Source organism: Zeimonas arvi (genome assembly GCF_008039575.1).
In the GTDB taxonomy this organism is placed as follows: domain Bacteria; phylum Pseudomonadota; class Gammaproteobacteria; order Burkholderiales; family Burkholderiaceae_E; genus Zeimonas; species Zeimonas arvi.
In genome coordinates this window covers 476,268-491,041 of sequence record NZ_VDUY01000001.1, presented here as the reverse complement: position 1 = coordinate 491,041, position 14,774 = coordinate 476,268, and the positions used below count along the sequence as shown (strand labels likewise).

Genomic DNA, 14,774 nt, shown 5'->3' with positions numbered 1-14,774 from the left:
GGGGATCCGGGCATGCGCCGGACTTTACACGCTCCCGCGGGTCCTCCGGCGCACCAGCAGCGGCGCGGCGAGCATCAGCATGCCGAGGCCGAGGGCCTCGAGCGGATGGGCCACCGCCTTCACGACCGGCCACAGCGCGACACGCACGGCCGCGCGCAGCGGCGCGCGCTCGCGGATGAAGTCGGCGATCGGCGGCGACAGGCGGTAGTAGGCGCGGACGAAGGCGCGGCCGGCATCGCTTCGCAGCAGGACCTCGTCGCGGAAGCGGCGCAGCGTGGCGACCTCGTCGGCCATCGGGCTGCCCCAGGCGGCGGTCGCGATGAAGCAGCCCGGCGCGGCGATCGCCGCGCTCGGCGGCTCGAGCGCATTGAAGATCGCAGTGCACGAAACCGCGCTGCTCATCGTGACGACGCCGTCGCTGCAGTCGGCATTGCCATCGGGGGTCCAGCCGCCGAACACCGAGCCGGAGGCCGGCACGGCGTGCAGGGTGACGACCGTGTCGCGATCGAAGCTGGCGATGCAGGCAATGCCGCAGTCGATGCCTGTCGGGCTCGAGGTGACGGTACCGATGCCGGTGCCCGATTTCGACACGGTGAGCGTCTGCAGGTCGCCGATCGCCAGGGCCTCCTCGCGCGCAGGGCTCGCGACGTAGGCGACACGGCCGTCGGGCGCGATCGCGATGCCGACGGGGGGCGCCGACCCGAGCTGGACCCGTGCCGATTCGCCGCCGCCCACCAGCCAGGCGCTGACGGTGAAGTCGTCCTTCAGCGCGATCAGGACCCGGGTGCCGTCCGGGGAGGCCGCGATGCCGGTCGGCCCGAGGCCGGGGGCGAAGCTGCCCTGGGCCGAGCCGGTGTTCGCGTCGAAGACATCGACCGTGCCGTCGAGCTGATTGGTGGCATGCAGCCACGCGCCGTTCGGCGTGATCGCCAGGCCCGTGGGCCGCCGGCCCGCCGGCAGCGTCAGGATGGTTTGGCCGCCGAGCGCATCGAGCATGCGGACCGTGTCGCCACCGGACAGCGCGGCATCGGCGACCGCGACGAAGAGTCTCGTGCCGTCCGGATGAACGGCGACTCCGAGCGGCACCTCGGCCGCGCCCATCGGCACGGTGACGATCGCGCGCGAGCTCAGGTCGACGATCGACAGCACACCGCCCTCTCGGTTGTCGGTCACATAGAGCCGCCGCCCGTCGGGACTCAGCGCGATGCCTTGCGGATTGTCGTAGAGCGTGCCGCCGGCCGGCGCGTCGATCCGGTCGATGACCGAGCCGAGCGCGGCATCGAGCACCAGCACGCCCGCTGCGCCCGCGGCGACGTAGACGCGCTTGCCGTCCGGGCTGGCGACCAGCGCCGTCGGTGCGGCGGGCGCCGGCAGCGGGGCGGGTGGAACCACGACCAGCTTGCGCCGGACCGTGTCGAGCACCGCGACGGCGCCAGGGGTCCCGCCGAACCCCGGTGTCGCGAGATAGGCCTTCGTGCCGCCCGGGCCGAAGGCGATGCCTTGCGCGCCTTGCAGGCCGGTTTCGATCGACCCGGCCGCGACCATCCCGGGCGAGCGAGGTGCCGGATCGAAGGCGCGCGGCGACAACGCGACGCCCGAGGGCGCCGTGACGGCCACCGGCGCAAGGCCCGCGCCGTCGGGCACGCGAGCCACCAGCGTGGTCGGACCCGCCGACAGCACGGTCGCGGTCGGCAGCCCGAAGGTGACCGCGTTGTCGGCCGGCGGGGCGCCGAACCCGGTGCCCGCCAGGGTGACGATCGTGCCGGTCACGCCCGAGGGCGGGTGGGCGAAGCGCACGCGCGGGCCACCCGGCACCGCGATCCGGCGGCCGGTCATGCTGCCGCTCGCGCCGGCGGCCGGCTGGCCCCAGGTGCCGGAGGCGATGTTCGCCTCGATGTCGATGGCGGTCAGCGTCCAGGTGTTCAGCACGCAGGGGCTGCGGTCGTAGGTGCCGCTCACCACGCTGTCCGCGTCGACGCCGCCGGCGACGACACCGTCCATGCAGTCGACGTCGCCGAGCAGCGTGGCCGTGCCGGAAACCGAGCGGTCGCCCTGCGCGAGCACCGCCTCGAAGGTGCCGCTCACCCGGCCCGCCACCGGGTCGGAGCCTTGCCAGGTTCCGGCCCAGACGCCGGAAAGGTCCGGCGGAGGCGGGACGGGAACGCCGTCGCCGCCACCGCCGCACGCGGCCAGGATCAGCAGGACCGGCAGAAGCAGCGGGAACCGGACGCGGTCGCGTCGATGGATGCGTTGCATGATGTCCTGCCCCCGCCTGCCATGCGCGTTTCCTGTGACCCAGGTGGCCGGCCCCCCTTGGAACGCCGCCCCCTGCCGATCATTCTGAGCGCGCCGACGCCGCCTGGCTTGACGGTCGTCAAGCGCGGCGCGGAGCCGGGCCGGTCAGCCGCCGTTGAGCATCAGCACCTGGCCGTGACGGTCGAAAGGGATCATCGACCCGATCGCGCCGCCCTTGATGGACGCCACCATCCGCTCGAGCGCCTTGTCGATGTCCGAATCGGCCGGCGCGCGGCCGTTGTGCCCCGAGAGTGCCGCGGCGAACACCAGCGCCCAGGACTGCCCGAACTGCTCCGACTCGCCGACCAGCGTGGCGAAGTCGGGCAGTTCCGCAGGCGACTTGTCCACGCACATCACCGGCGCGAGCGAGCCGCCGCGCCCCGCCTCGAACGCGGCGCGTTGCTCGGCGGTGGGCTTGTCCGGCAACTCGACGTTGGCGAACACGAAGAGCAGGCGTTGCGGCTCGGGCTGGCTGCGGGCGGCCTGGAGCAGGTCGTCGAAACTGGCGATGTTCATGCGGAAGTGTCGGGAGGCAGGATGTTTTCGCGACGGAGGGGTCTGACCGATGCTCGGTGCCCGTCCGCAAGAGGGTCTTGCTCCGGATCAAGCCCGGTGCAACAGCGTGAGCACGATCATCGTCGCAAAGGCCGAGCCCACGCCGAGGAACAGGTTGCGCCGGCTCAGCACGAAGTAGCACAGCAGCGCCACCGCGCAGCCGATCGCCCGCTCGGGCAACGTGGTCTCGGCCAGCACGCCGGCCGGCATCAGCAGGATGCGCATTGTGAGTCCGGCGATCATCGCCCAGGCCACGCAGCCGACCCAGGTGAACACCGCGCTGTCGGTGCGCACGCGACCCGACAGCACGACCCCGAGCGCGCGCCACAGGTAGGTGGTGGCGCCGCAGATCGCCACGATCAGTGCCTCAGCCATGGCGCGTGCTCGCCCGGTGGATCGCGAACGCGGCGGTGCCGCCGATCAGGCCGCCGCCGAGCACGCTCCACTGCGGCGTCACCAGGTAGACCAGCGGGCCGAAGACCGCACCTCCGGCGAGCGACAGGACCATGACCCGGGTGCGGGCGTCGCCGATCATCAGCAGCAGGAAGTAGACCGGGTTCATGAACACGAAGGCGGCCTTCGTGACCGGGGGCAGCGAATCGGCGATCAGGTAGCCGGCCCCGGTGGCGGCGATCGAGGCCAGCCAGAGCGCCAGCGCGAAGCCGACGAAGTAGGGCATCCGGTCGTGCGCGGGCAGGTCCGGCGCGCGGCGCATGGCCACGATCCAGCCGGTCATCGCGATCAGGTGAGCCGCCAGGAACTCCTTGACGCGCCCGTGTGCCGGTGCGCGCAGCACCGGCAGCAGGGACACGGTCATCGGCAGGAAGCGCACCGCCGAGAAGCTGACCGCCAGCAGGATCGCGATCAGCGGCGCGCCGGACGACGACATCTCGACCAGGATCAGCTGGCCGGGCAGCGCCCAGATCGCGATCGTGGACAGCAGCGTGCTCCAGAGCGACAGGCCGATGTCGGCCGACAGCGCGCCGTAGCCGATGTAGCCGGCCGCGAGCACCGCGGCCGGCGTGCCGAGCGCCTCGCGTGCGCCGAGGCGGTAGCCGGAACTCACTGCTTCAGGTAGCCGTACTCGCGCCAGATCGCGTACTCCGCGCGGAACTTCGCGTAGGACTCGTGCACGCGCTTGAAGTTCGGGTTCTTGGCGGATTCCTCGGCGATGACCTCCTTCCAGGTCTTCTCGAAGGCGGCGATGAACTCGGGCGGCCACTTCTTCAGCTCGACGCCCTTGGCCTGGATCTCCTTCAGCGCGCCGGCCTGGGTGGCCTCGCCCTGCGCGACGGTCTCCTGAACGGTGTCGCCGCAGGCCTGCTCGATCGCGGCCCGTTGCGCCGGCGACATCGCGTCCCACTTCTTCTTGTTGATCAGGAACTCGAGCGCGGTCGTCTGCTGGTGCCAGCCCGGCAGGTAGTAGTACTTCGCCACCTGGTAGAAGCCGAGCTTGAGGTCCATGACGGGCGTCGAGAACTCGGTGGCGTCGATCGTGCCGAGCTGCAGGGCCTGGTAGATCTCGCCCGGGGCGATCAGCTGGGTGGCCGCCCCGAGCTTGTCCATGACCTTGGCGCCGAGCCCGAGAAAGCGCATCTTCAGCCCCTTCAGCTCGTCGAGCGACTTGACCTCCTTGCGGAACCAGCCCGAGCCCTCGGGCGGCAGCATGCCGCAGGTGATCGAGTGGATGCCGTGCTGGCCGTACATCTCGGCCTTCAGCTCCTTGCCGCCGCCGTAGCTCAGCCAGGCCAGGTATTCGGCCGCGCCCGGGCCGAAGGGCACGCTGCTGAAGAAGTTGTAGGCGCTGTCCTTGCCCGACCAGAAGGCCGACGCGGTCCAGGCGGAGTCCACCGATCCCTGCGACACCGCGTCGAAGGACTGCAGCACCGGCACCAGCGCGTTCGGCTCGTTGAACTTGATCTGGACCGATCCGCCGGTGGCCGCCTCGACCTTCTTGACGAAGGCCGCGGCCGCTTCGCCCAGGATGGGCAGCGTGCTGCCGTAGGAGCTGGCCATCTGCAGCCTGACCTTCTTGTCCTGGGCGTGGGCGGCGCCCGCCGCGAGCAGCGCGGCCGTGCAGGCCGCGGCGACAACTGCCATCGTCTTCTTCGACATCTCAGTCTCCTCCTTGGGTGGGTTCCCCGTCGAGCAGCGCGCGCCCGACCGAGTCGATGTCGGGCGTGCCCGACAGTTTCATCGCGAGCGCGAGCTCGCCGGTCAGGATCTCGATGGCGCGGCGCGCCCCGGCTTCGCCGCCGGCCGCCGCGCCGAACAGCGCGGCGCGGCCGATCGCCACGGCGCCGGCGCCCAGCGCGCGCGCCTTCAACGCGTCGATGCCGCGGCGAACGCCGGAATCGACCAGGATCTCGGCCTTGCCGCCCACCGCGTCGGCGATGCGGGGCAGGGCGTCGGCCGACGCGATCGCGCCGTCGAGCTGCCGCCCGCCGTGGTTCGAGACCCAGAGGGCGTCCACGCCCATGGAAACCATGCGCCGGGCGTCGTCGGGGTGCTCGACGCCCTTGACCAGCAGCTTGCGCGGCCAGCGGTCGCGCAGGCGGGCCAGGTCATCCCAGTTCCAGGCCGGGTTCAGGTTCTGGCCGACGCGCGCCGCGATGGTCGGGCCGGCGCCCTCGTCGCCCAGGAGTCCGCGGACGTTCTCGAACTGGGGGAGGCCGGCGCGCAGCATCTGCAGCGCCCAGGAGGGATGCAGCATGCCGTCCAGGACGTGCCGCGCGCTCATCTTCGGCGGCAGCGAGATGCCGTTGCGCAGGTCGCGCTCGCGCTTGCCGCCGGCCTGCAGGTCCACGGTGACCGCCAGCGCCTCGTAGCCGGCCGCCGCCGCGCGCTCGACCAGCTTGTCGGTGGACGCCTGCTCGCGCAGCACGTAGAGCTGGAACCAGAGCCTGCCCTGCACCGCTTTCGCCATCCGCTCGATGCTGGTGGTGGACATCGTGGAGAGTGTGTAGGGAATGCCCGCCGCGCAGGCGGCGCGGGCGATGGCGAGATCGGCCTCTGGCCAGGCCAGCGCGCACGAGCCCATCGGCGCGATCACGAAGGGCGCTGCCGCGGGCGCGCCGAGCAGCGAGGTGCGCATCGACGGCTCGGACACGTCGATCAGCACGCGCCGAACGATGCGCCGGCGCTCGAAGGCGCGGCGGTTCCCGGCGAGCGTGAGCTCGTCTTCGGCGCCGCCGTCGATGAACTCGAACACGGCGCGCGGCAGGCGGCGGCGCGCGATCCGGCGCAGGTCGGCGATGGACAGGGCGCCTGCAAGCGCCTGTTCGGCGAGGCTCATGGGTGGAATGTCTCCCGGCCGGGCGAACCCGGGTTCAGTGCCCGGACGATGATGCCATGCGCTCCCGGCGCGAAGCGCGAGGCCATGCCGGATTCGACATGCGGATGATCCGGAAAGCCGCTCACAGGTACTCCGCGACCTCGACCAGGTTGCCGTCTGGGTCGCGCAGGTAGACCGAGCGGATCGGGCCGAGCGCGCCGCGGCGCGGCACCGGGCCGGTGTCGATCGGGATGCCCTCGGTCCCGAGATGCGCGATGAACGCGTCGAGCGGCACTGACGCGATCAGGCAGAAGTCGCCGGCGCCGATCGTGGGCACCCGCGCCTTGGTGGGCGTCTCGGTCGCCGCATCCTGCAGGTTGATCTTGAACTGCCCGCAGCGCACCGCGTGACGGGGCTGGCCCTCCGGGCCGCGGAAGAACTCCCGCTCGAAGCCGAAGGCGCGCTCGTAGAACCGGGTGGCCGCCTCGATGTCGGCGACGGTCAGAACGATGTGGTCGATGCGATCGACAAGCCTGCTCATGGGTTTCTCTCCTGTTTCTGCATGCCGCGCCGCGCCGGGTGTCGTGCGTGCCGCACCTGTCAAATGCGTGAAGCCTGACCCAGCGCCTTGCCGAAGAAGTCGTCGCCGCCTATCTGTCCGCCCTTGAGCACGATCTCGAGGCCGTCGCGCGCCGGGTCGGCGCTCCAGGCGCGGCACAGCGGCGCGCCGGGCACGATGGCCGCCTGCGCGGTCAGCGCGTCGATGCCCAGCGCCGAGGCGACTTCGCCGGAGCTGTCGCCGCCGGCCACGACGATCCGCTGCAGCCGCGTCTCGGCGAGGATGCCGCGCATCACCGCGGCAAGGCATTCCCCCACCCGGCGGGCCGCCTCACCGCGAGACAGGCCGGCGCTTGCGGCGACGGCGTCGAAGCCGGTCACCGCGGGATCGTCCGGGCCCTCGGCGCTGAAGACGATCGCGCTGGCGCCCCCCCGGAGGGCATCGACGGCGACGCGCGCGGCGCGCGCGATCTCGGCCGCGGCCGCGCGCGCGTCGCGGGCGAGCGCGCGGGCCAGGTCCAGTCGTTCGGTGCGGAAGCCGTGCGCGCGCGCCCAGCGGATCTGCCCGGCGGTCACCGGCGAGCAGCTGCCGCTCACCGCGGCGATGACCGGCGCAGGCGCCGCGGGCGGCAGACCGGGCGGCTCCGGCAGCCAGCCGCGGGCACGCCACCAGGCGGTCAGCGCGTAGTCCAGGCCCGACGAGGAAGCGCTGAACAGGCCCGGGCCGCGCTGCTCCCAGACCAGCCGGCCGGCCTGCGCGAGGGTCTGCTCGTCGACGACGTCGATGAAGACCGCCGGGACCTCGCCCGAAACGCGCCGGGGCGGCTGCGCATCGCCGCGCCGCAGCGCGAGCATGTCCACCAGCGCGATCGGCCGCGCGGTCTGCCTGGCCAGGTGCCGGGGCAGGTCGGCCTCGTCCATCGGGGTCACCGGGTGGCACGACATCGTCGGATGCCGATCCAGGCGATGGCCGGTGCCGCCGGCCACCGCGAACAGGTTGCCGAAGACCTGGAAGCGGCCCAGCCGCGGCGCGCCGACCACGCAGGGCGACCAGTCGCCGGGCATTCGGGACACGCCGAGGTCGATGGCCTTGCCGATCGAACCGACCGCGGGCGAGGAATCGAAGGTCGAGCAGACCTTGTACTGGAGTATGGGCGCGCCGAGCCGGGCCAGCGTGTCGAAGGCGGCGGGCAGGTGCGCGTCCATCCACGCGGGATCTCGTGCGCGCGACGAGCCCGCCAGGCCCACGCAGCGGGCGTCGGGGAAGCGCGCCAGCAACCGGGGAAGACGCGCCCACGGATCGGGGGCGGGCGGCTCGAGGAACAGCACGGTGGGCAGGCCCGCGGCGGTCATCGCCTCGAGCGCGTCGGTCGAGCCGGTGAAGTCGTCACCGTAGTAGGCGAGCAGCAGGCCGTCGGGCAGGCGGTCTGCCGCGGCAAGGGCGTCAGCCACGGGATCTTCGAGCCTGCCGGTGCGGGGGCTCGCCGGGCTCATTTCCAGAACCCCAGCGCGGCGCGCAAGGCCTGGCTGCGCTCGGCGCGAGCGGCCAGCGGCTCGCCGGCCATCGCGGCCTCCCAGGCCTCGCGCATGGCCGTGACGCCGGCGGCGACGCCCAGCGGGTGCCCGAAGATGCCGCCGCCCGCGGTGTGGATCAGGTCGGCGCAGCCCAGCGCCGCGTGCGTGCCGGCAGCCTGCAGTCCGGTCTGGCCCGAGCTGAAGACCGGCATCGCGGTCATCGGCGCCTCGGGCGAGAGCGGCGCCAGCACCGCGCGCGCGGCGGCGATCACGCTGTCGTCGGGCTCGCTGAACTTGTTGGCGAGCCCGTTCACGTGCATGTGATCGGCGCCGGCCAGCCGCCACAGCTTCTGCCAGGGCGCATAGTCCCAGCCCAGCGCGGGCGAGCGATTCAGGTGGCCCCAGCCCGCGCGATGCGCGTGGATCGGCAGCTGCGCATGGCGGCGCAGTTCGTGCAGCCCCACCAGCCCGATCGCGTTCAGGCAGGCCATGACGCAAGTGCCGCCCGCGGCCAGCACGATGTCGTGGCGGCGGCGCATCTGGTCGAGGTCGCCGGTCAGGTTGAAGGCCACCATCGCCTTGCGGCCGCTGCGATCGGCGGCGCGGTTCACGACGGCCATCACCCGTTTCACCCGCTCCTCGAAGGGGCAGTGGGGGCCGTCCGCCTGGAGCTCGTCGTCCTTGATGAAGTCGATGCTGCCCTCGACCAGCGCCGCGACCTGTTCGGCGGTCTGCCGGGCGTCCAGGCCCACGCTGGGCTTGATGATGGTGCCGACCAGCGGGCCGCGCGCCACGCCGGCCAGCCGGCGCGTGCCCGCCACGCCGAAGGCCGGCCCCGGGTACGCGGCCATGAAGGCCGGCGGCAAGTGCAGATCGAGGATCCGCAGGCCGGTGACCGCGCGCAGCTCGAACAGGTTGCCGGCGACCGTGGCCATCAGCATCGGCAGCGACGCCCCGAAGTTCTCGATGGGCCAGGACAGCTCCAGCAGGCAGCGGGTGTAGTGGGGTGCGCGCACCGGCGTGGGCAGGCTGGGCTCGCGCACGCGCTCGAGCACCTCGAGCCGCTCGACGCGCGCCCCCGAGCGCGCCTTGAGCGCGGGCGTTTCCATCGCCAGCGCGACGAAGGTGCCGCTCGACTGCTCGCCGGCGATCGTGTCGGCGGCGCGCTGCGGGTCGTCGCCGGTTTCCAGCCAGTAGCTTGCGCGGATGCGTTCGCTCATTTCGTGTCCGGGCCTCGTCGCGGGTGCGCGGCGGTGCTGCCGACCGGCCCGTGCCTTGGAAGTCATGTACTTGTCTGATAAGCTGACATCATACCAGCGAGCCGCCGCCGCGGGCACCGATGCCCTGCGGCGAGCCGCCGCGAACCAGACAGGAGCAAGCGGATGAACGAACCGACGATCGCGCTGTTCGGCGCGGGCGGAAAGATGGGCTATCGGCTCTCGCGCAACCTGCACGCCTCGCGCTACGCGGTGCGGCACGTGGAGCCGAGCCCCGCCGGCCGCGAGCGGCTCGAGCGCGAGCTCGGCATCCGCTGCGTGGACGAAGATGCCGCGCTCGCCGACGCGCAGGTCGTCATCCTGGCGGTGCCCGACACGATCATCGGCAAGCTGGCCGCCGCGCTCTCGCCGAAGCTGAAGCCCGGCACCATGGTCGTCACGCTCGACGCGGCCGCGCCCTTCGCCGGCCACCTGCCGGACCGGCCCGACCTCGTCTATTTCGTCACCCACCCCTGCCATCCGTCGATCTTCAACGACGACCCGAACGAGGCGGCGCGGCGCGACCGCTTCGGCGGGCTGGCCGCGCGCCAGTCCATCGTCAGCGCGCTGATGCAGGGTCCCGACGAGCACTACGCGGTCGGCGAGGCGATCGCCAGGGTGATCTACGCGCCGGTGCTGAACGCGTATCGCGTGTCGGTCGAGCAGATGGCGCTGCTCGAGCCCGGCCTGTCGGAAACGGTGGTGGCCACGCTGCTGGCCACGATGCGCGACGCGATGGACGAGGTCGTGCGTCGCGGCGTACCGAAGGAGGCCGCCCGTGAGTTCCTGCTCGGGCACATGAACATCCTGGCCGCGGTGATCTTCGAGGAAGTTCCGGGCGCCTTCTCCGACGCCTGCAACAAGGCGATCTCATTCGGCATGCCGCGCCTGCTGCGCGACGACTGGCTGGGCGTGTTCGACCGCGACGAGATCGCCGAGAGCATCCGGCGCATCACCTGATGACGGAAGCGCGCGAGCCGATCCAGCGGCGCAAGCTGTACCAGGAGGTCTACGAGCGGCTGCTCGAGCGGATCCGCAGCCGCGAGATCCTGCCCGGCGAGCACCTGCCCTCCGAGCGCGAGCTGATGGACCACTACGGCGTGGGCCGCTCGGCGGTGCGCGAGGCCATGCTCGCGCTGGCGCGCGCAGGGATCGTGGAGGTGAGCCACGGCGAGCGGGCGCGCGTGGTGCTGCCCACCGCGGAGTCGCTGGTCGCGCAGGTGGCGGCGGGCGCGCAGCACCTGCTGCGGATGGATCCGGCTTCGCTCGGGCACCTGAAGGAAGTCCGCGAGTTCCTTGAGACCGGCATCGCGCGGATCGCCGCGCAGCGGGCCGATGCGGCCGCACTGGCGCGGCTCGACGAGGCCCTGGCCGCGCACCACCGGCTCGCGGACGAACGCGGGCGCCTCGCAGGCGACCCGGCGAGCTTCGTCGACGGCGACCGGGAGTTCCACGTGGCGATCGCGGCAATGACCGGCAATCCCGTCTTCCCGGCCATCGTCGACGCGATGTTCCGCTGGCTCGGCGGCCACTATCGCGCGCTGGTCCGCGCGCCCGGCGCCGAGTCGCTCACGCTGCGCGAGCACGACGACATCCGCGACGCGATCGCGCGCCGCGATCCGCAGGCCGCCGAAGAGGCGATGCGTCGGCACCTGGCGCGCGCGAACGCGCTCTACGGGACCCTGTTGCGCGGCGAACCTACTGCGCCCCAGCCTCTTCGCTCGGCCAGAGCGCCCGCCCGTGCGCCAGGTCGTTCAGCCGCGCCACGAAAGGCGCGGCCGCGTCCTCGGGCAGGCTGAACGCGAGCTCGACCAGTTCGCCGTGCGCCACCGCGTCGAGCGACGCGCCGGCCTGCTCCAGCTCGCGCCGCACCATGCCTTCGAGCGCGTAGGGCACCTGGCAGCGCAACGCCTGCCTGCGCACGATCGGCACCTTCACTGCGCCGAGCAGCGCCTGCGCCACCGAGTCGGTGTACGCGCGCACCAGCCCGCCAGCGCCCAGCTTCACGCCGCCGAAGTAGCGCACCACGGTGGCCAGCACGCCGTCGAGATCCTGGTGGCGCAGCACGTCGAGCATGGGCCTGCCCGCGGTGCCGGACGGCTCGCCGTCGTCGACCGCGGCCGAGTGCCCGCCTGCCAGCAGCGCCCAGCACACGTGCGCCGCGCCTGGATGCTCGGCGCGCAGCACATCGACCACCGCCACGGCGCCGGCCCGATCGGCCATCGGCTGCACGCAGCCGATGAAGCGGCTCTTCCTGATGATCAGCTCGCTGTGGGCGGGGGCGGCGAGGGTGACGGACATTTCGCGGGGATCTGGCGCGTCGGGTGCATGCCCGCATTGTAGGGATCGGGCCGCGCCGGTCCCTATTGCCGCGACGCGCCGCTGCAGTTGGCCTTGGGGACTCCGCGCGCTGCGCACCGCGCCTGGCGGGCCTGATTCTCGGCCGCCGCCTTCGCGCGCACCTTCTCGAACTCGGCAACCGCCGCTTCCTCCCTCGCCTGACGCTCCGCCAGGCGTTGCTGTTGAGCGGCACTGTCCGCGGCGGCCTGCCTCTCCAGTTCCGCGACTCGCTGCTTGAGTTTTCGCTGGGCTTCGGTGTCGTCGGTGACGGTGATGCTGCCGACGGAGCGTTTGTCGCCGTCGCTGCGCGTGGCCCGCTGTTGCGCCGTCGCGTCGCTCTCCCGCCGCCGCTGCGACTCGACCGTCGCCGCGCGCTGCTGCTCGGCGCTTCGCTTGGTGGTGGCCTGCATTTCCGCCGCCTTCGCCTTGATCATCGCCGCGCGCATCTGCTCGTCGCGCTGCCGTTTCGCCTCGTTCTCGGCGCGCAGTTGCGCGCTCACGCCGCGGAGCCCGCTCGTGATCGACTGCATGAACTCGATGCGGGCGCGCGATTTCGATTCTTCCTCGAACTGCTTTCGGGCCCGCGCATCGGCAAGCACGGATTCGTACTCGTCTCGAGGCACGTCGCGAAGGGCGATCCGCTCGCCGCTCCCCGGGAATACCCGGTCGAGCGCGCCGTTCTCGTCCAGGGTCACTCGCGACACCGGCTCGAGTCCGAGAAGCGCCGTGGGCCATTCCACCGAGCCGTCCGGAAACACCGTCAGCTCGCGGATGTGCGCCCGATTGGCGTGAAGGTTGTACACGTCGAGCTTTCTGTTTTCGGGGTTGTACTGGAATGCCATGAGATAGTTGTACGGCCACCGACAGTGCTCCTCGATCACCACGCCCGGAATTTCCCAGCGGTAGGCGCAGGCAGCGAGCTGCCCGTCAGGCAGGGTGCCGATGAAGGACTTGCCCGCGGCCTTTGCATAGGCGCCGAACCGGGCGGCCTGGAGCTCCGGATCGGTCGTCTGCAGCGCCTGGAACGAGGCCTTGGTCGAATCGGACGCCGCGTAGTGCGCAGGGCCGGTGGCGCATCCGGCGAGCAACGCAAGGCAGGTGGCCAGCAGCATGCCGGACAGGGACTTGGAAATCGAAGCGATCATCTCGTCGGTCTGGTTGAGGATGGGCAGCGGGGGAGTATCGTCGGCCGGGCACGCGGCGAAGCGGCTCTCGGGACCGGCGTGCGGCCAGGGCCGATGTGCGGCGCGGGCGCATTCCGTTTATGGCGTCCTTGGTGCCGGGGGCCGCGCTGCGTCCCTGGACAGGCAGCTTCTGGCTCCCGGTGCGAACGACAAGGAGTTCCGGATGACTTCCCGATTGATGTGCCGTTTCGTGGCTTGGCTCGCTTCCTCGATGCTGCTCGCCAATGGACTGCCCGCGCGGGCCCAGGACCTGGCCCTGGCGCTCGTGGCCGACGGGCTGACCGCCCCGGTCGAGTTCGTCGAGCCGGCCGACGGGAGCGGGCGAAGCTTCATCGTCCAGCAGGACGGCGTCGTCCGGATCCTGGATCGCGACGGCCGGCTCGCGCCCGAGCCCTTCCTCGACCTGCGGCCGGCCATGCTGCCGCTCGAGCAGAACTTCGAAGAGCGCGGGCTGCTGGGCTTCGCCCTGCATCCCGAGTTCAGGCGCAATGGCCGGGTGTTCGCCAGCTACTCGGCGCCGCTGCGCGCCGGCGCACCCGGCAACTGGAACCACACCCGTCGAATCTCCGAGTTCAGCACCCGCCCCGGCGATCTCTCCCGCATCGATCCCGGGTCCGAGCGCGTGCTCCTCGAACTCGACTGGCCGAGCCGCAAGCACAACGGCGGTGGGCTCGCCTTCGGCCCCGACGGATTCCTGTACATCGGGCTGGGCGACAGCGGCGCTTCGCACGGCATCGGCAGGGCGGTGCGCTGGGAGGCCTTCGACGTCCCGCGCGAGGCGCTGACCTGGGACCACCTCGCGCAGGACACCGAGTCGCTGTACGGCAAGGTGCTTCGGATCGACGTGGACCGCGGCTTTCCCGGCTACGCCATCCCGCCGGACAATCCGTTCGCGCGCGGCGGCGGGCGCCGCGAGATCTGGGCCTGGGGCTTCCGCAACCCTTACCGGATCGCCTTCGATCGCGAGGATGGCAGCTTCTACGTCACCGCGGTCGCGGAGACGCTGTGGGAGGCCGCCTATCGCGTGGAGCGGCCGGGCAACTTCGGCTGGCCGCTGAGGGAAGGCACCCACTGCGTCGACCGGCTGAGGCCGCGGCAGCCACCGGCGTCCTGCCCTGCGCGCGACGCGAGCGGCCGGCCGATCCTCATGCCCGTGCTCGAGTACCCGAACATGCAGGTCTCGCATCCGGACACCAAGCTCGGCATCCGCGGCGTGGGCACCGCGATCACCGGCGCGCGCATCTACCGGGGCAAGAGCATCCCCGGCCTGGTCGGCAAGCTGCTGTTCACCGACTGGAGCGCCGACTTCCGCAAGCCGAGCGGACAAGTCTTCGTCGCAGATCCCGGCGGCGCGAAGGGCAGGCCCTGGCCGTACCGGCGCGTGCGGGTGATCGACAGCCGGATCATCGGCCTGGCCGAGGATGCCCGCGGAGAGGTGTACCTGCTGACGAACGAGACCTTCGGGCCGTACGGGACTACCGGGAAGGTGTTCCGGTTGGTGGCGCGCGGCGAAGGGAAGGGGGGCGGTTGAAACGCGTGGCGGCGGCGTCTGCCTGACCTGCCCCGGTCGGCTGCGGATGGCGCGCGGGCTGGCCCTGAAAGAAAAAGGGCCAGTCGCGAGGACCGGCCCTTTTCCCTTGTTCTTCTGGTAGGCCGTGCTGGGCTCGAACCAGCGACCAACGGATTAAAAGTCCGCTGCTCTACCAACTGAGCTAACGACCCACGTTTTCCGATGGCAAGGGTTGCCCGCTGCAATCCGGAAAGACAGAAATTATAGCCAGCGACACGGGTGTCGTC

General features: G+C 71.8%; 14 protein-coding genes and 1 tRNA gene. 3 read left to right on the top strand and 12 right to left on the bottom strand.

The annotated features are described in order from the left end of the window. Window positions 1-24: 24 nt before the first annotated feature. The 9 genes from FHP08_RS02275 to FHP08_RS02235 all read right to left on the bottom strand — a co-directional run bounded on the left by FHP08_RS02275 (window position 25) and on the right by FHP08_RS02235 (window position 9,417). Entirely contained in the window at window positions 25-2,256 is a 2,232-nt protein-coding gene (locus FHP08_RS02275; protein ID WP_147702670.1) for a CFI-box-CTERM domain-containing protein, read from the bottom strand. A gap of 144 nt (window positions 2,257-2,400) precedes the next feature. Then, window positions 2,401-2,811, bottom strand: a complete 411-nt coding sequence (locus FHP08_RS02270; protein ID WP_147702669.1) for a ribonucleotide reductase subunit alpha — start codon at window positions 2,809-2,811, stop codon at window positions 2,401-2,403. A gap of 87 nt (window positions 2,812-2,898) precedes the next feature. Beyond that, window positions 2,899-3,225, bottom strand: a complete 327-nt coding sequence (locus FHP08_RS02265) for an AzlD domain-containing protein (RefSeq protein ID WP_147702668.1) — start codon at window positions 3,223-3,225, stop codon at window positions 2,899-2,901. Beyond that, a complete protein-coding gene (locus FHP08_RS02260) occupies window positions 3,218-3,916 on the bottom strand; it encodes an AzlC family ABC transporter permease (RefSeq protein ID WP_187272131.1) in 699 nt (232 codons plus the stop codon). Before FHP08_RS02260 ends, FHP08_RS02265 begins: the two co-directional genes overlap by 8 nt. Next, a complete protein-coding gene (locus FHP08_RS02255) occupies window positions 3,913-4,965 on the bottom strand; it encodes a TRAP transporter substrate-binding protein (protein WP_147702666.1) in 1,053 nt (350 codons plus the stop codon). Before FHP08_RS02255 ends, FHP08_RS02260 begins: the two co-directional genes overlap by 4 nt. Window position 4,966: 1 nt before the next feature. Next, window positions 4,967-6,145, bottom strand: coding sequence for an alpha-hydroxy acid oxidase (locus FHP08_RS02250; RefSeq protein WP_147702665.1), 1,179 nt, complete (start codon window positions 6,143-6,145; stop codon window positions 4,967-4,969). A gap of 121 nt (window positions 6,146-6,266) precedes the next feature. Next, window positions 6,267-6,665 carry a VOC family protein gene (locus tag FHP08_RS02245; RefSeq protein ID WP_147702664.1) on the bottom strand — a complete coding sequence of 133 codons (399 nt, stop codon included), beginning with the start codon at window positions 6,663-6,665 and terminating at the stop codon, window positions 6,267-6,269. A 59-nt stretch (window positions 6,666-6,724) separates the two neighbouring features. After that, window positions 6,725-8,134 (bottom strand): 3-oxo-isoapionate kinase OiaK, encoded by a 1,410-nt coding sequence (gene oiaK / locus FHP08_RS02240; protein ID WP_225879000.1) that lies wholly within the window; start codon window positions 8,132-8,134, stop codon window positions 6,725-6,727. A 38-nt stretch (window positions 8,135-8,172) separates the two neighbouring features. Then, window positions 8,173-9,417, bottom strand: a complete 1,245-nt coding sequence (locus FHP08_RS02235) for a ribulose-bisphosphate carboxylase large subunit family protein (protein ID WP_147702662.1) — start codon at window positions 9,415-9,417, stop codon at window positions 8,173-8,175. A 162-nt stretch (window positions 9,418-9,579) separates the two neighbouring features. Between FHP08_RS02235 and FHP08_RS02230 the strand changes: the two genes are divergently transcribed. Then, window positions 9,580-10,413, top strand: coding sequence for a phosphogluconate dehydrogenase C-terminal domain-containing protein (locus tag FHP08_RS02230; RefSeq protein WP_147702661.1), 834 nt, complete (start codon window positions 9,580-9,582; stop codon window positions 10,411-10,413). Next, window positions 10,413-11,252: a transcriptional regulator NanR gene (gene nanR, locus FHP08_RS02225; RefSeq protein ID WP_147702660.1), complete on the top strand. Its 840-nt coding sequence runs from the start codon at window positions 10,413-10,415 to the stop codon at window positions 11,250-11,252. The genes FHP08_RS02230 and nanR overlap by 1 nt, the downstream gene beginning before the upstream one ends. On the opposite strand, the gene FHP08_RS02220 is transcribed toward nanR, so the two are convergent. Both FHP08_RS02220 and FHP08_RS02215 read right to left on the bottom strand, forming a co-directional pair. Further along, window positions 11,152-11,754: an IMPACT family protein gene (locus FHP08_RS02220; protein WP_147702659.1), complete on the bottom strand. Its 603-nt coding sequence runs from the start codon at window positions 11,752-11,754 to the stop codon at window positions 11,152-11,154. The two genes, nanR and FHP08_RS02220, sit on opposite strands and share 101 nt — an antisense overlap. A gap of 62 nt (window positions 11,755-11,816) precedes the next feature. After that, window positions 11,817-12,938 carry a flotillin family protein gene (locus tag FHP08_RS02215; RefSeq protein WP_147702658.1) on the bottom strand — a complete coding sequence of 374 codons (1,122 nt, stop codon included), beginning with the start codon at window positions 12,936-12,938 and terminating at the stop codon, window positions 11,817-11,819. Between the two features lie 202 nt (window positions 12,939-13,140). Here FHP08_RS02215 and FHP08_RS02210 point away from each other — a divergent pair, with 202 nt between their 5' ends. Beyond that, window positions 13,141-14,508: a PQQ-dependent sugar dehydrogenase gene (locus tag FHP08_RS02210; RefSeq protein ID WP_187272130.1), complete on the top strand. Its 1,368-nt coding sequence runs from the start codon at window positions 13,141-13,143 to the stop codon at window positions 14,506-14,508. Between the two features lie 115 nt (window positions 14,509-14,623). Here FHP08_RS02210 and FHP08_RS02205 read toward each other — a convergent pair. Next, window positions 14,624-14,699 (bottom strand) — tRNA-Lys (locus FHP08_RS02205). Between the last annotated feature and the right edge of the window lie 75 nt (window positions 14,700-14,774).

Coding starts and splice junctions, on each gene's coding strand:
- FHP08_RS02275 (WP_147702670.1), bottom strand. CDS start 2,256: ATGCAACGCATCCATCGACGCGACCGCGTCCGGTTCCCGCTGCTTCTG.
- FHP08_RS02270 (WP_147702669.1), bottom strand. CDS start 2,811: ATGAACATCGCCAGTTTCGACGACCTGCTCCAGGCCGCCCGCAGCCAG.
- FHP08_RS02265 (WP_147702668.1), bottom strand. CDS start 3,225: ATGGCTGAGGCACTGATCGTGGCGATCTGCGGCGCCACCACCTACCTG.
- FHP08_RS02255 (WP_147702666.1), bottom strand. CDS start 4,965: ATGTCGAAGAAGACGATGGCAGTTGTCGCCGCGGCCTGCACGGCCGCG.
- FHP08_RS02250 (WP_147702665.1), bottom strand. CDS start 6,145: ATGAGCCTCGCCGAACAGGCGCTTGCAGGCGCCCTGTCCATCGCCGAC.
- FHP08_RS02245 (WP_147702664.1), bottom strand. CDS start 6,665: ATGAGCAGGCTTGTCGATCGCATCGACCACATCGTTCTGACCGTCGCC.
- FHP08_RS02235 (WP_147702662.1), bottom strand. CDS start 9,417: ATGAGCGAACGCATCCGCGCAAGCTACTGGCTGGAAACCGGCGACGAC.
- FHP08_RS02230 (WP_147702661.1), top strand. CDS start 9,580: ATGAACGAACCGACGATCGCGCTGTTCGGCGCGGGCGGAAAGATGGGC.
- nanR (WP_147702660.1), top strand. CDS start 10,413: ATGACGGAAGCGCGCGAGCCGATCCAGCGGCGCAAGCTGTACCAGGAG.
- FHP08_RS02220 (WP_147702659.1), bottom strand. CDS start 11,754: ATGTCCGTCACCCTCGCCGCCCCCGCCCACAGCGAGCTGATCATCAGG.
- FHP08_RS02215 (WP_147702658.1), bottom strand. CDS start 12,938: ATGATCGCTTCGATTTCCAAGTCCCTGTCCGGCATGCTGCTGGCCACC.
- FHP08_RS02210 (WP_187272130.1), top strand. CDS start 13,141: ATGACTTCCCGATTGATGTGCCGTTTCGTGGCTTGGCTCGCTTCCTCG.